Source organism: Paenibacillus sp. FSL R10-2734 (assembly GCF_037963865.1).
Taxonomy (GTDB): Bacteria; Bacillota; Bacilli; order Paenibacillales; family Paenibacillaceae; genus Paenibacillus_AQ.
In genome coordinates this window covers 2,958,195-2,973,257 of record NZ_CP150170.1, presented here as the reverse complement: position 1 = coordinate 2,973,257, position 15,063 = coordinate 2,958,195, and the positions used below count along the sequence as shown (strand labels likewise).

The 15,063-nt window shown below is 43.7% G+C and carries 15 protein-coding genes; 2 read left to right on the top strand and 13 right to left on the bottom strand.

Annotated elements, in window-relative coordinates; genetic code table 11:
* Nucleotides 1–17: 17 nt before the first annotated feature.
* Together NSS67_RS12960 and proC are read left to right on the top strand one after the other, a co-directional pair.
* On the top strand, nt 18–1,265 hold the full coding sequence (locus NSS67_RS12960; protein WP_339319909.1) for a glutamate-5-semialdehyde dehydrogenase: 1,248 nt from the start codon (nt 18–20) through the stop codon (nt 1,263–1,265).
* A gap of 57 nt (nt 1,266–1,322) precedes the next feature.
* Nucleotides 1,323–2,192, top strand: a complete 870-nt coding sequence (proC, locus tag NSS67_RS12955; RefSeq protein ID WP_339319908.1) for a pyrroline-5-carboxylate reductase — start codon at nt 1,323–1,325, stop codon at nt 2,190–2,192.
* Nucleotides 2,193–2,266: 74 nt separating this feature from the next.
* Here proC and NSS67_RS12950 read toward each other — a convergent pair whose 3' ends face one another.
* From NSS67_RS12950 to NSS67_RS12890, 13 genes are all read right to left on the bottom strand, one after another.
* Nucleotides 2,267–2,992: a hypothetical protein gene (locus tag NSS67_RS12950; protein ID WP_339319907.1), complete on the bottom strand. Its 726-nt coding sequence runs from the start codon at nt 2,990–2,992 to the stop codon at nt 2,267–2,269.
* Nucleotides 2,989–4,095: a hypothetical protein gene (locus NSS67_RS12945; protein WP_339319906.1), complete on the bottom strand. Its 1,107-nt coding sequence runs from the start codon at nt 4,093–4,095 to the stop codon at nt 2,989–2,991. Before NSS67_RS12945 ends, NSS67_RS12950 begins: the two co-directional genes overlap by 4 nt.
* A gap of 21 nt (nt 4,096–4,116) precedes the next feature.
* Entirely contained in the window at nt 4,117–4,599 is a 483-nt protein-coding gene (locus NSS67_RS12940; RefSeq protein WP_339319905.1) for a hypothetical protein, read from the bottom strand.
* Nucleotides 4,596–5,132 carry an RNA polymerase sigma factor gene (locus NSS67_RS12935; protein WP_339319904.1) on the bottom strand — a complete coding sequence of 179 codons (537 nt, stop codon included), beginning with the start codon at nt 5,130–5,132 and terminating at the stop codon, nt 4,596–4,598. The genes NSS67_RS12940 and NSS67_RS12935 overlap by 4 nt, the downstream gene beginning before the upstream one ends.
* A gap of 510 nt (nt 5,133–5,642) precedes the next feature.
* Nucleotides 5,643–6,395 carry a DnaD domain protein gene (locus NSS67_RS12930; protein WP_339319903.1) on the bottom strand — a complete coding sequence of 251 codons (753 nt, stop codon included), beginning with the start codon at nt 6,393–6,395 and terminating at the stop codon, nt 5,643–5,645.
* Nucleotides 6,396–6,421: 26 nt separating this feature from the next.
* Entirely contained in the window at nt 6,422–7,720 is a 1,299-nt protein-coding gene (asnS, locus tag NSS67_RS12925) for an asparagine--tRNA ligase (RefSeq protein WP_339319902.1), read from the bottom strand.
* Between the two features lie 21 nt (nt 7,721–7,741).
* A complete protein-coding gene (locus NSS67_RS12920) occupies nt 7,742–8,950 on the bottom strand; it encodes an acetate kinase (RefSeq protein ID WP_339319901.1) in 1,209 nt (402 codons plus the stop codon).
* Complete coding sequence (locus tag NSS67_RS12915; protein ID WP_339319900.1) at nt 8,947–9,819, bottom strand: 3-hydroxyacyl-CoA dehydrogenase NAD-binding domain-containing protein; 873 nt, start codon at nt 9,817–9,819, stop codon at nt 8,947–8,949. Before NSS67_RS12915 ends, NSS67_RS12920 begins: the two co-directional genes overlap by 4 nt.
* 133 nt (nt 9,820–9,952) lie before the next feature.
* Nucleotides 9,953–11,455 (bottom strand): AAA family ATPase, encoded by a 1,503-nt coding sequence (locus NSS67_RS12910; RefSeq protein ID WP_339319899.1) that lies wholly within the window; start codon nt 11,453–11,455, stop codon nt 9,953–9,955.
* Nucleotides 11,448–11,990 (bottom strand): hypothetical protein, encoded by a 543-nt coding sequence (locus tag NSS67_RS12905; RefSeq protein WP_339319898.1) that lies wholly within the window; start codon nt 11,988–11,990, stop codon nt 11,448–11,450. Before NSS67_RS12905 ends, NSS67_RS12910 begins: the two co-directional genes overlap by 8 nt.
* Before the next feature lie 408 nt (nt 11,991–12,398).
* The gene (locus NSS67_RS12900) at nt 12,399–12,917 is read right to left on the bottom strand and encodes a DUF5590 domain-containing protein (RefSeq protein WP_339319897.1); all 519 of its coding nucleotides are present in this window, start codon (nt 12,915–12,917) and stop codon (nt 12,399–12,401) included.
* Between the two features lie 179 nt (nt 12,918–13,096).
* A complete protein-coding gene (locus NSS67_RS12895; RefSeq protein WP_339319896.1) occupies nt 13,097–14,398 on the bottom strand; it encodes an amidohydrolase in 1,302 nt (433 codons plus the stop codon).
* A complete protein-coding gene (locus NSS67_RS12890) occupies nt 14,385–15,038 on the bottom strand; it encodes a redox-sensing transcriptional repressor Rex (RefSeq protein ID WP_339319895.1) in 654 nt (217 codons plus the stop codon). Before NSS67_RS12890 ends, NSS67_RS12895 begins: the two co-directional genes overlap by 14 nt.
* Between the last annotated feature and the right edge of the window lie 25 nt (nt 15,039–15,063).

Here is a 15,063-nt window from a genome sequence, read left to right as displayed (position 1 = left end):
TTTAGGGAGGAATCGTCATGAGTGAAGTTATTAATAAAGCAAAATTAGCCAAAGAAACCACAGCAGTATTAGCTAACTTAACAACAGGCCAAAAAAATGAAGCACTGCTCGTTATGGCCGATGCACTTCGCCGCGAAGCCCCAGCGATTATCGCCGCTAATACAGAGGATCTTGAACGAGGACGTCTTTCTGGCACACCTGAGTCCATGCTCGACCGACTTGCATTAGATGTGGACCGAATCAACAGCATTGCCGAAGGACTTCAACAAATTGCCGTATTACCAGACCCTATCGGTGATACGCTAGAAAGCATTGAACGCCCGAATGGTCTCAACATCCAGAAGCTCCGTGTTCCGCTTGGTGTGATCGGTATCATCTACGAAGCGCGTCCAAATGTGACAGTAGATGCTGCTGGACTATGTCTCAAGACTGGCAACGCCGTTGTACTGCGTGGTGGTTCCTCTGCGCTGTCCTCCAACCGTAAAATTGTCGAGGTTCTACACAGTGCTCTCGCAGGAACTTCTATGCCACAGAACGCGCTACAGCTGATTGAAGATCCCAATCGTTCCTCTGTAGACGAAATGCTAAAGCTGAACGGACTCCTGGATGTGATTATCCCACGTGGAGGTAGTTCTCTTATTCAAAATGTGGTGCTTAACGCAACTGTTCCTGTAATTGAAACGGGAGCCGGCATCTGCCATACTTATCTCGACGCAAGCGCGTTGCCTGAAATGGCTCAAAATATTAGCATAAATGCCAAAGCACAGCGCCCTTCTGTCTGTAACGCCATGGAAACTTTACTTATTCATAAGGCATACGCAAGTGAACATCTGCTTTCTTTAGCCGAAGCCTTCCGTGATGCTAAAGTAGAATTACGAGGCTGTCAAGAAACGGTATCCCTCGTTCCATGGGCATTACCTGCAACTCTAGAGGACTATGCTACAGAATATAACGATTATATCCTGAACATCAAAATCGTTAGTGATTTGGACGAAGCCTTACTGCATATTGCCCAGTATGGTACAAAGCATTCAGAATGTATCGTAACAGAAGATCAGAATAATGCCTCACGCTTTTTGCAAGAGGTTGATGCTGCTGCTGTTTATCACAATGCCTCTACCCGTTTCACAGATGGCTTTGAATTTGGATTCGGTGCAGAGATTGGCATTAGTACGCAGAAACTCCACGCTCGGGGTCCGATGGGTCTGCCGGCCCTTACTTCAACCAAATATAAGATCTACGGAACGGGTCAAATTCGGGGTTAGTATCCACATATCCACTTATCTATTTCCAATTACACAACCTTTAGGAGGACTTTAGCCATGTGTCAGCAACCTTCCATTCCACTTATGAATCATAATATTGTTTTTCATGGTGCAGGCTCAATGGCAGAAGCCATCGTTCGCGGGATGATTAGCCGCAATATTGTGAAATCCGACAATGTTATTATGCTTAATCGCAGCAGTAGTGAACGTCTGGCTGAACTAAGAAGCCGATATGGCGTTATTGGAACAAATGATCCTGAGCAAAAAACAGAGTATCTACGGAACTCACCAGTAATCGTGCTAGCGATGAAACCAAAAGACGCTGCAGAAGCGTTACGAGCACTCGGCCCACTTCTTTCTCCAGATCAGATCATTGTCTCTGTCATCGCTGGACTGTCTATTCGAACGATGCAGGGTCTGCTCGACAAAGAGCAACCTATCGTACGTACTATGCCAAATACCTCTAGTTCAATTGGTCTTGGTGCCACCGGCATAGCCTTCTCCAAAGAAGTCGATGAGAAAGGCCGACGCCTAGCACTTAACATCTTTGAAGCTGTTGGACTTACAACAGTTATTGATGAAGAACGCATGGAAACCTTGACGGGTATTTCCGGCAGTGGACCTGCTTACATTTATTACATGATGGAAGCCATGATCGCTGCTGGTATCCGGGGTGGACTGCCGCTTGATCAAAGTACGCAGCTAACCGTTCAAACGGTTCTAGGCGCTGCCCGAATGGTGCAGCAGACGGGTGAGGATCCAGCTGCTCTACGTAAGAAGGTTACTTCCCCGAATGGCTCCACACAAGCTGCGATAGAAGTGCTTGAGCAAGGGGACTTCTTTGAAACAGTCATTTCGGCAGTAAATCGATGTGCTGAGCGTTCCCGTGAAATGGGAGCTACTCTTGCGAAAGAGCTGCATCCATAACCAAAAAAGATCGCTTCCTAACCGATAAGGGTATGGGAAGCGATCTTTTTTATATTTTGATAATAAGGCTGAGATTAGCTCTTTACTACATTCCCATAAGTATCTCGAACGATCACTTTTACATTAGCCGGAGCCCCAACAGTCACGTCCAGTGCATTCCTGGAGTTATCAAATAGCAGATCTCTAGGCATTTTCCCTAAGATAATGTATAGCGTGTTCCCAACATGCTTAGTTTGAAGCAGCTGTTGCTCTTGAGCTTCTTGTAGCTTCCCTTTATTTGAGAAATAACTTCCAAATACATTCAGCTCGCTCCCACCCGTTTGATCAACTTTAATCCCATAAGGCTCGGCAGCTTGGATAATGATGGTACTAACGCCTTCTGGAACAGCTCCCTTCCAATCTGGTAATGCATAACTTTCTTCCGCCGCTGAGACGGTACGACGGAATTCTTGCGTTAATCCTAAGGAACTAAATCCCGCAAAAATCAGACAACACACAGCGATAAACCCTACGAACAGAACGCTTAGCACGTCATAATACATTTTTCCTTTTCCACGAAACCATAAAGTATATATCACAATTTCTAAACCTAGTAAGATAAAAATAATCGGCCACCAAGCAAGCTTCGTCTCAAACACTTCCGCGCCCCTCCACTGCGAGACCATAATTAATGCTCCTAGAAATAAAAGACTCAGTCCCATCGACAACGTCCCTACACGCCAGCGTCTTGACTTTTCTTCAGTTACAGGATGCTCACTTGGAACAATGACTCCCGGCTGCACTTCTATTGGATTATTCAAGAATGACCACCCGTCCCTTTTCTGCCTTTATTATTCTTATTTCCAACTAACAACTTCAAACCACCGCCGATCAAGAGTACAGATACGATAATGGTCCTGAAGTACTCATTGACTCTGTATCCCAGACGCCATTCAGGAAATCTAATATCCAGTGCGGGAACTGCGACATTCACTACAATGTAATACAGCCCTAGACACATCAGTGCAGCTCCGAGCCACCCTTGATGATTCATGAATCCTTCGATGACTGGCTTATCCTGCAAGGGCTCACGTCCATATCGGCTGACCAGCTGTAAACCATCGAACAAACTGTAAAACCAAATGACAGGGATCAAGAAGAAAAGCAAAGTTAATCGCAGCAAGTCCATGACATAAATACTTCCCAAGAAAAGTAGCATGAGCTGTAATCCTCTTTTTTGCAGTCCCAAATACATTTGTCCGGCACCCGGAAAAGCAGAAAGCAGTGTTGCCAATACTTTGCTACGGCGCCCCTCCTCACGACCAGCCTCCATCTCTTCGAATAAAGTGCGGTCTAGCAGCTCTTCTCCAGCTTGCTTGCGATGGATTAACTGAACCGCATCAAACATACAATATAACCAGATTACTGGTAATACACCAAATAGGAGTAAAAAAGCATCACTTGACGTTATACCTGTCAGGAATAACATTACGGTCATGAAACCGAAAAATGAAATGAGGAAGGACAAACCTCGCTGCATCAGTCCCATGTGAAAATGACCCAATCCAGGAATGAACGATAATAAGATTACATGTACACGCTCATTGTCCTCTGTTTTAACGGGCACAAAAGAACTGTATTCTAGCTTTGTTCCATCCGGTGCTAAAATAGGCGCAGGCATCTGCAGCATTTTAACCACCAGATGAATCATCGAAAGGGTCCCTATGATAAAGAAGCCTACAGCACCCATCGCTAGAAACTCTTCGTCACCTTCAGCCACTGCTATTAAGAATGACATAAATAAGATGCCAAAGCTTAACAGAAGATAAACAATTCCCTGTGGGCGTTTCCCCATATAATAATGACCTGCTCCAGGAATCAAATTCAGAAAAAAAGCTTTTAATCTACTACGCTGCTGTTGCATGTTTCATTTCTCCTCTCATAACTATCTGCTGCCCATTAACTGATCTAACCATCCGCTAGTGGCCTGTATGACTTGCTCGCTAAATGATGGTGAATTATCTTTTTTAGGGACAATGAGCTCCATTTGACCCGTTAGCAGCTTATCAAACATACCGGAAGACATTATCAACAGCGTAAGTGACGCGGCAACCGCATAATGAAAGATTGTCTTTTCATACCAGCGATATATTCGTCCCCCTTCTTCAACCGCTACTTGTTCCAATGCTGCTGAAGATTCCGTCATTTTAGCCCAATCTCCCATAACTCTTTCTGTAAAAGCAGACGAATTCTCCAATGAAGGCAGATCCTCCTGTAGCTCATCCAGCATTCCCACGTAGGAATTAAACGTTTCTTCATCTTCCAGCAGCAATCGTTCCCATTCTTCTCTGATCGCCTCGTCCATTTGACCTTCAATATAAGCATTTGCTTGTTCACGATGGATTGGATCGTCTCCACGCTTCATCATAGCCATTCGTCCTCCTTCCAATGATTTCGAATCCATTGTCTCGCCCTATATAATCTGGACTCTACCGTCTTCAGGGAAATCCCCTGCTCTGCAGCAATCTGATCATATTTTTTATGCTCCAGATAATAAGCCACCATAATTGCACGATGAGTTTCTGGTAGGTTATTGATTTCACAGAGCAGCCGATCCATTCGATCACGGCGTACAACTCCTGACAACACATCCTCCTCGTTGGAAGCCGTCTGGCTCAGTACAAGCTCATAGTCAACGGATAGTTCTCTAAGTCGATCACGTTTACGTTTGGCATCGATTGCCTTATTTAAGGCGATCCGAGTAATCCATGATTTCAAACCTTGATAACGGTAGTCAGGGAGAGATTTGTACATTTGTAAAAAAGCTTCCTGGGCAGCATCTTCGGCCATCTTGACATCGCGTAATACAGAATAAGTAATTTTGTATATTTGCTGACTGTATGTATTTACAAATTGCCGGAACGCATCTTCGTCTCCTTGGCAAATCCGCTTGATTAACACCTCTTCTTCAATGACTCTCCCCTCCTTCCCACAGCAATAGACGCACTCGATTTCAACTACCCCTGCACTTTTTTAAAAAAGATTCCAAAAAACTTTCATGAGCCCTCGGCTCACATCCCACTTTGAAAATGTTATTCCCTCTTATCCATCCGTACCTTTCGCTGGACTAATGAAACCTGCATGAGTACAGTTTTTTGAGCAGATATTCTCTTCATTAAATCCTAAAACTGCAAATGTACAGGTATATTCTCACTTATAGCTCGAAGACTTCATTTGAAGTAAGAATAACTGCAGATTTGCAGGAATTATCGCTTTAGCCCTCAGCGTATCATTAAAAAATGTACTTTTGCAGGTTTATTCATCGGTAATCGTTACAGTTTTGTCAAACCATCAGCATCTTTGAGCTACACTGTGCTGCTTATACCCTTGATCGTTCCTTATATTACGTAAAAAAAGAACCGCACTGGCTTTAGCGAGAGGCTAAAGCAATGCGGTTCTCTCCTGAACGATCTATCTTCCACCATTGCGGAATTTTTGTGTATAGTTCTTAACATCCTGAGCGTTCTTGACCCGGTTACGGGCCCATTCCAGCAATATTCGATCGATATAACGGAAATGAACCTTACCTGCAAATACAGATTCCTTCAGCGCTAACAGAATTAGCTCTTCAGGGTACCGGTCTTGATCCACCCAGCTAGATATCGTCTCACACTCCATTGGAGATAGCGGACGCCCGAATTCCTTCTCGAAAATACTGAACAGATTTCGGCTTTCCTCTTCAGCTCCAAGTTGAGAAGGAGATGAGGGGGGCTTTCCGCCGAATCCGCCCCCTGAAGTAGACCGCGGTGCCGAAGTTGTATTGGTCCCCACGTGCTTATCTTGCTCATGCTCTTGCACAACCGTCGCTAGATAAGCACCTAGCTTTCCGTATAACCCTGAGAAGTTGTAGCGTTCATAATGGATGTCTCTTAGCTCATCGTTGTCGCCATCGATGCTAATAAAACCTTCCTTCATGAGCTTCTGCAATTCTCCTGCTAGTACAGATATGCTACGGCCTGTTACGACCTGAAGCTCCTCAAGAGAAGGGAATTCAATCCCTTCCACCTGCCTGAAAGAAAGCAGATGTATGAGCAGCATGGCTTCACTTCCGCTTAAATTCAGCTTCCGGTAATACTTCAGTAATGCGTAAGGTATGACGGCCATTCCGTTCTCCAGACCGAAGGAGACGCCTTCGCCCCAGGTACTCCATCCTTTGCCGTCCATGAACGTCCCCCTTCAAATATAAGAACTTATGGGTAGAGACGATACAGTGTACGTGGGAACGGAATGGTTTCACGTACATGGTCAAGACCACAGATCCAAGCTACAGTACGCTCAAGCCCAAGTCCAAAACCAGAGTGAGGTACAGATCCGTAAGTACGCAGATCCATGTACCATTTGTAAGCATCCATCGAAAGATTGTGCTCTTTGTAACGCTCTTCAAGCAGTGCAGGATCATCGATCCGCTGTGAACCACCAATAATCTCTCCATAGCCTTCTGGAGCGATCATATCCGCACACAGTACAACCTCCGGACGATTTGGATCTGGCTTCATGTAGAACGCTTTGAAAGAAGCAGGGTAATGAGTAATAAATACAGGTTTATCGTATGCTTCTGCGATAGCTGTTTCATGAGGTGCACCGAAATCATCACCCCAAGCAATATCCTCAAAGCCTTTATCGTTTAAGAACTTGATCGCCTCGTCATAAGTAATACGCGGGAATGGTGCTTTGATATTCTCCAGCTTGGAAATATCGCGTCCTACCGCTTCCAGCTCAGCACGGCAATTCTTCAATACGGATTGCACTACGAAGCTAATAAACTCTTCCTGAACCTTCAAGCTTTCTTCGTGATCTGTAAAGGCCATTTCTGGCTCGATCATCCAGAACTCGATTAAGTGGCGACGAGTCTTCGATTTCTCTGCACGGAAAGTTGGTCCAAAGGAATACACACGGCCAAGTGCCATTGCCGCAGCTTCCATGTACAACTGTCCACTTTGTGTCAAATAGGCGTCCTCATCGAAGTACTTAGTGTGGAACAAGTTAGTAGTTCCTTCTGCTGACGTTGGCGTCAGAATCGGAGGATCCACCTTTGTAAATCCACTCTCGTTGAAGAACTGTTGGATTGCACGAATAATTTCTGCACGAATTACCAGAACAGCCCGTTGCTTCGAGGCACGTAGCCAGAGGTGACGGTGATCCATCAAGAAATCTACGCCATGCTCTTTCGGAGTAATCGGATAATTCTCTGTAAGATGCAGAACTTCAATTCCAGTTACAGTCATTTCAAAACCAGATTGACTGCGAGGTTCCTCGCGAATAATTCCGGTCACATACAAAGAGCTTTCCTGTGTGAGGCTCTTAGCTGCATCCCATACCTCTTCAGGCACTTCTGATTTCACTACAACTCCCTGAATATAACCTGTACCATCGCGAAGCTGCAGGAACTGAATTTTACCACTGGAGCGCTTGTTGTTTACCCAACAGCCAATAACAACACTCTCTCCAACATGTTCATTCACGTTCTTAATTACACTCTTGTTAGCCATGCCTTCAATCTCTCCTCTAATTTAGCAGTTAATTCCTTGCACAATACGGTGTGTATCACGTGCAATGACAAGTTCTTCGTTTGTCGGAACTACTAGCACTTGTACCTTGGAATCTACCGTAGAGATACGACGTGGATCGCCGGAACGAACTTTGTTAGCTTCAGCATCCAACTCAATACCCAAGAAAGTAAGGTTATTTAGCAGTTTCTCACGAAGTAATGAAGCATTTTCACCAACACCGGCAGTAAATACGATCGCATCTACACCGTTCATGGCAGCTGTATATGAACCGATATACTTGCGCAAGCGGTACTCATACATTTCAAAAGCTAGCGTGGAATTAGGCTCACCTTTTTCCATACCATCAATAATATCACGCATGTCACTGCTTACGCCCGAAATTGCTAAGAGACCACTATGTTTATTCAACATGGAGTTAACTTCGCCTACGGACAATTCTTCCTTGTTCATTACATAAGGGACAATCGCTGGGTCGAGATCACCACTACGAGTACCCATCATCAATCCTTCCAGAGGGGTCATACCCATGGAAGTATCCACGGATACTCCACCTTGAACTGCTGTTACACTACCACCGTTACCGATATGGCAAGTAATGATCCTCAGGTCTTCCAGCGGACGCTCCAAGTACTCCGCAGCAGCCTTGCTTACGAAGTCATGTGATGTACCATGTGCGCCATAACGACGAACTTTATATTTATTGTACAGCACTCTAGGAATAGCGTACATATAAGCTTTTTCAGGCATTGTTTGGTGGAATGCAGTATCGAATACAACAACCTGCGGTACACCTGGCATATTTACTTCGGTTGCATTAATCCCCATCATTGCTGCTGGGTTATGCAGTGGTGCAAGGTCAATCAATTGACGAATTTTAGTCTTTGCATCAGCGTCAACAAGCGCGGAAGCGTTGAAGAACTCACCACCATGCACTACACGGTGACCTACAGCGTTAATTTCATTAATGGATTCAATCACACCATGCTCTTTGTCTGTAAGACAAGCAAGGACTTTACGGATCGCTGTATTATGTTCCAGAATTTCGCTTACTTCTGTCACTTCTGCTTTACCAGTCGGTTTATGATTCAGAATGGAGGAATCCATTCCAATACGTTCTACCAAACCTTTAGCCAAAACCGATTCATCGTCCATATTGTACAGCTGATATTTCAAAGAAGAACTACCTGAGTTAATAACTAGAATATTCATACACGGTCACCATCCTTGTCGTACTTGAAGAAGCCTTCTCCTGATTTCATACCCAGTTGTCCTGCACGTACCATCTTCTTGAGAATTGTAGAAGGGCGGTACTTCAGTTCGCCATATTCACGGAACATATTTTCAAGCGCTGCAAGAACCGAATCCAAGCCGAATCTGTCAGCCATTTCAAGCGGTCCGTATTGGAATTGATATCCGATACGCATAGCGTCATCAATATCCTGTGCAGAGGCAACACCCTCTTGCAGCACATGCATAGCTTCATTGATAAGCAAGCAAATGAGGCGTGAAGTCACAAATCCTGGGGATTCGTAAATCATTACACCTTTTTTCTCAACAATTTCATCCACAAAGGACTTTGTATCTTCAAAAGTAGCGTCTGAAGTTTTCAGACCACGTACGATTTCTACAAGATCCACTTTAGCTACAGGATATATGAAATGCATACCGATCACGCGTTCCGGATACATTGTAGAACTAGCAAGCTCAGTCAAGCTGAGTGTCGACGTGTTACTAGCAAGAATAATGTTGTTTGGACATACTTGATCCAATTGATTTAAAATCTTTTTCTTTTCTTCCAAATCCTCAACAATAGTTTCGATGACCATGTCACAAGAGCTGAGCTCCGCGAAATGTGTCACTTTTTGAATGCGGCTAAGAATTAGCTTCTTCTCTGCTTGAGTAATTGCCCACTTCTCCAGCTGCTTATCTAGACTTGTCTCGATCATTTCGTAAGAGTAGTCCAGTTTCTCTGCGGTTTTCTCCACCAGTAATACATCCAGACCTTTGGCAGCTAGCATTTCAGCAATACCTTGTCCCATTGTGCCACCGCCGATGACACCTATTTTTTTGAAATTCATAAAAAAGTCTCCATCCTTTCAGGTATCTATACTTTTGTATTGTACCTTGTCTGTCGCAAATATTTATAAAGCCCGACATATAATGATATCTTAGCATGCCTGAAAAGTAAAAAAAAATAACCAGCATAAATATTTATGCTGGTAAAAGGACGCTGTCACGAAATTGACATCGAAATTGCTCTCCAGAGAGCACTTCTTCCTTCATTAAAATGTCAAGAGAGTAATCAAATACATTTCGTTGCTTTTCAAGATGCTCATGTGTGCGAGTCATCAACTCATCCAATATCTTACTATTTTCCTTCATAAGCTCTTCAGTGGTAACCATTTCCAGCTTAGCAATACCAAGTGAGGTTAGACCCGATTTCATCATCGTTTCCACAATATTCAGTGCCTGATCGAAGTCCCCGCGTGAACCAGTGCTTCGTCCGCCATAATACATTTCTTCAGCCGCCGCTCCGCCAAGAGCGATCATAATCTGATCTTCCAAATAATCTTTGGTGTACAAATACTGCTCTTGTTGAGGATTATGACGCACATATCCAAGGGCTTGTCCACGCGGGGTCAGTGTAACCTGACTTACGCTTCCGGGACGAAGGAGCTCTGCCATAATGGCATGTCCCAATTCATGAATAGCGACCCTCTTTTTCTCTTCGTGATTTGTTTCTCTATCTGTTTTCTCACCCATCATTACCTTGTCAATTGCCATCGACAGATGCCGCTGCTCAACTTCCGTCAAGTCCTCACGCATCATATAAATCGCAGCCTCATTCATGACACTTTCGAGCTGAGCACCGGAAAATCCATAGGCTTCTTCCGCGATTTTGTCTAGGCTCACATCAGCATGAAGTGGTTTATTTTTAGCATGCAATTCGAGAATCGATTTACGGCCCTTTTTATCAGGCATGTCCACCTGAATATGACGATCAAACCGTCCAGGACGTAGCAATGCCGAATCAAGCATTTCTTTTCGGTTTGTTGCAGCTACCAGTAAAATACGCGGTGTTTCGTTATTATAAATGCCGTCCATCTCAGTCAACAGCTGATTCAAGGTCTGATCATATTCACGCTGCTGTCCGCCTTCACGCTTACCGCCAATTACATCAATTTCATCAATGAAAATAATAGCGCTTTGTTTGTTCTCCTTAACAGCACGGTTACGAGCATCCTTGAACAAATCGCGAATTCGACCGGCCCCGACACCTACATACATTTCTACAAACTCACTACCTGATGCAGCAACAAATACGGAGTTTGTGTAATGAGCTGCAGCCCGTGCCATAAGTGTCTTACCTGTTCCTGGAGGACCCGTAAGCAGGATCCCCTTCAGAGGCCGAATCCCAAATTTACTAATCTCCTCATGCCGGATCAAAAAATCGAGTGCTTCACGAAGCTCTTGCTTCGCATTGTCTTGCCCACCAATTTCTTCGAAAGTGAGCTTTGAAGGTCCTACCTTTTTGCGTTTCTTATCTGCACCAGCGTTCACGGTAAGCCCACCACGTAAATGAGCAATTATAAGTAATGCAGTAAGCATTCCAGCTGCTATAACAATCGGGAATATATTAATACCTAGATATGCCATGAAAATAAACAGTACAGGAATAAATCCGAGTAAAATTTCTTTAAGGTACTTAGGCATTATTCCATACCCCCAAGGTCGCAGGTTTTCGCGGCAAAATAATAAATTTACTTTCTTTCCCATTACTCAAGCTTACGTACACATTGTTGTCGTCGATTTCAGTAGATGCTATCACATTTTTATATTCCGAATTTTGCTCTTTCAATCTATCAAGTTCAGTAGGTATAATCGTATATTTACGGCTCTCCATGGCTTCAGCTACAGAGAACATCGCTTTATCCCAGTAATCATCCAGTAGTTCACTTGAATTTTGCTCCACATCCAGTTTAAGCTTACGTCCATCAATCACGGATTTCCCTTCTTTGGAAACATACGTTACCAGATCGCGTAAATTCGTGCCTGGCTGCAAATCAAGTTTCAATGTGACCTCATCGCGGTTAATACTAATATGTGAATCATTTACTCCATCATATCCGGATACAATCTTTTGAAGTGGTTCCTGTAAAGCAAACTGACGATATAAAAAGAATCCTCCAAACAATACAGTAGCCGACAGTAGAGACGTTATCAGTACAGGTACTAGACGTAGTTTCAAGAAACGTCCTCCTCTCAAAGATGACAAAATGTAAACAGAATGATCAATAATCATAGCTAGTTCAGAGCTCATCAGAGCCTAATGTTCTGTTAATGCCTTTCTAATTACAAACAGTAGTATATCATAGGTGTATATACGAAATTGAAAAAAAGTGTGAAGATATTTAAAATTTTATTTTTTAATTGTTTCCATTTCATAAAATATATTGATTTATTTCGACAAAAAAGGGCCGTTATTCATCATTAACAGGCCTACTTTTTCATGTATTTTTAAATCATAATATTAAAACCCGCCCTTATAGTATAACACATTCTATACACTATAAGTATATCATTCAGTATGCCGTTGGAACGAAAAAAAGCGAACCATAAATAGTCCGCTTGTTCTCCTAAAGTACTTTTCTCACTCTTAGCGGCTAGGCAAACTGTATCCTTCACCCAATCGTGCCCCATCTGAGAAGCGATAAAATTGATAATAATACCGACCGCTTTGTTTATAAAAAAGCTGCCAAGCATATTCTCCGTTATATACCCCCGGCAACAATCGCTCAATGGTAATGTCCGGAAGATCGGCTTTTATAATGCTTCGCATCTTCGCTTCAGAGGTCCCTTTACTCAGTTCCTCAGCATAAACTGCATCGGCACCCTCAGCAAACTTCCCATCTACAGTAAAGCGTACCCATACCATCAACTCGGTCCCGGCTTCATTCTTCCCTGTTAAGACCCAGTACACCCCATTTTCATCCCACACGGATTTCTGTGCTTTAGTTACCTCTGTCAGACCAGCACTGGTTTTGGCGACACCCTTAGCGATATCTCGCTCGTTCCATTGATCTTTCATAATATAAGCATAGAACTGGATAAGTCCAAACAGAAGGAGCAGAATCAGAACTGATCCCAGGAGGATCCATTTTTTCCTTTTCTTCAAGGTGCAGCTCCCTTTCTAGTAATATATCTTTTTTGATTATATAACACACCCGTATGTTTATCCAAAGTTTCATATCCATCCAACATTATCTAGTCATAAATTCCTATATTTACACAAAAGGCCGTAACTTTTGCAAACGCAGAAGTCACAGCCTTTCAGTTATTCACTATTATTATAGACTAGCGCTTGAGCAGACCATCAAAGGATTCTTGTGCCTTACGACGGATAGCTTCCTCATCTAGCGTTACGCATTGTCCCTGTTTCACTACTTGTTTACCGTTCACCCATACATGCTCAACATCCTTGGCACTGGCAGAGTATACAGCATGAGACAACAGATCTGTGTGTGGCAGCAAATGCGGCTGGTCTATATCAATGGCGATAAAGTCAGCTTTCATGCCTACAGCGAGTCTACCCACATCATTTAAAAAGATAGACTTTGCGCCATACTCCGTAGCCATACGCAGCGCTTCAGGAGCTGGAACAGCCGTAGGATCACCGCTTACACCTTTATGGATGAGCGCTGCAAGACGCATTTCTTCAAACATATCCAAGTTGTTATTACTTGCCGCGCCATCTGTACCCAGAGACACCTTCACTCCAGCTTTTAGAAGATCCGGCACTCTAGCCACTCCACTGGCCAGTTTAAGGTTACTCCCTGGGTTATGTGACACACCTACATTATGACGAGCCAGAATCTCGATCTCTTCATCATTCAAATGAACGCCATGAGCAACAATAGACGGCCGTGTGAACATTCCAAGCTTCTCAAGATGCGCTACAGGACGCAGTCCATAATCCACCACATTCTGCTCCACTTCACGTTTCGTTTCGGACATATGGGTATGCATCGGTAAATCCAAATCATGTGCCGCCTGTACAAACTTAACAAAAAAGTCCGGTGGGCAGGTATATGGGGCGTGTGGTGAGATCATCGTCGTAATTCTGCCGTCAGCCTTCCCATGCCAGTTACGTGCAAAAGAAATCGCTTCCGCAAGCTTATGATTCTGTACTTCCTCTGGACATAGGCCTATTACGCCGCGCATCAGTACGGAACGGATACCTGACAATTCGACTACCTCAGCTACTCGGTCCATATGATCATACATATCCAAGAAGGTTGTAGTCCCACCCTTTAGCATTTCTAGTACAGACAAGGAGGTTCCCCAGTATACATCTTCTCCGGTGAACTTTTCCTCCATCGGCCACATCTTCTCCTGAAGCCACACCTGAAGTGCTAAATCGTCTCCATAACCACGTAGTAACGACATTGCGGCATGGCCGTGTGTGTTTACAAGACCTGGCATGAACAGTAGACGACTGCCATCAACCACTTGCACACCATCTTCAATCAAAGGCTCTTCTTTTCCTATGTAAGTGATCAAATCATCTTCAATAGTCATATATCCGCTCAGAACCGGCTCATCCGTTCCCGGAATTAGAAAACGCCCGCCCTTGATTATAGTTTTATTGCTCTTCATTTCTACTTTCTTCCTTTCCGTCTTTCAGGTAATAAGCAAGGCTTTGCAAATCCGTTGTAAAATCGGCCGCATGAACCCGGATATTCGGTGGTGTTTTTAGAATCACTGGCGCAAAATTCAAAATCGCCTCAATTCCTGCTTCAATGAGAATATCCGCAACATTCTGCGCTTCTGAATTAGGCACTGTAATAATCCCAATTCGAATACCTTGCTCGCGGACCGTCTTTGCCAGCTCCTCCATTGGTTGCACAGTCAGTGAGTTGATTTTCCGCCCAACCTTAGGGGCATAGGAGTCAAATATAGCAGTAATCTTCATGGTATCCTTCAAATATGCGTTGTAATTAGACAAGGCATGACCAAGATTACCTGCTCCTACCAAAGCCACATTCAGCTGTTGATCAAGCTTCAAGATATGACGAATTTTTTCTATAAGATAAGCAACATCATAACCAATACCTTTTCTTCCGAAATCACCGAAATAAGCCAAATCTTTACGGATTTGAGCGGGATTTAGATCAAGCTTTTGACCAAGCTCCTGAGAGGAAACGGTTAATATTTCACGATTCTGAAGATCATTTAAAAAACGCAAGTACACAGGAAGTCTGCGAACGACAGCTTCTGATATTTTATCCGATTTCATAATATGCCTCCTAAATTAGTTATTA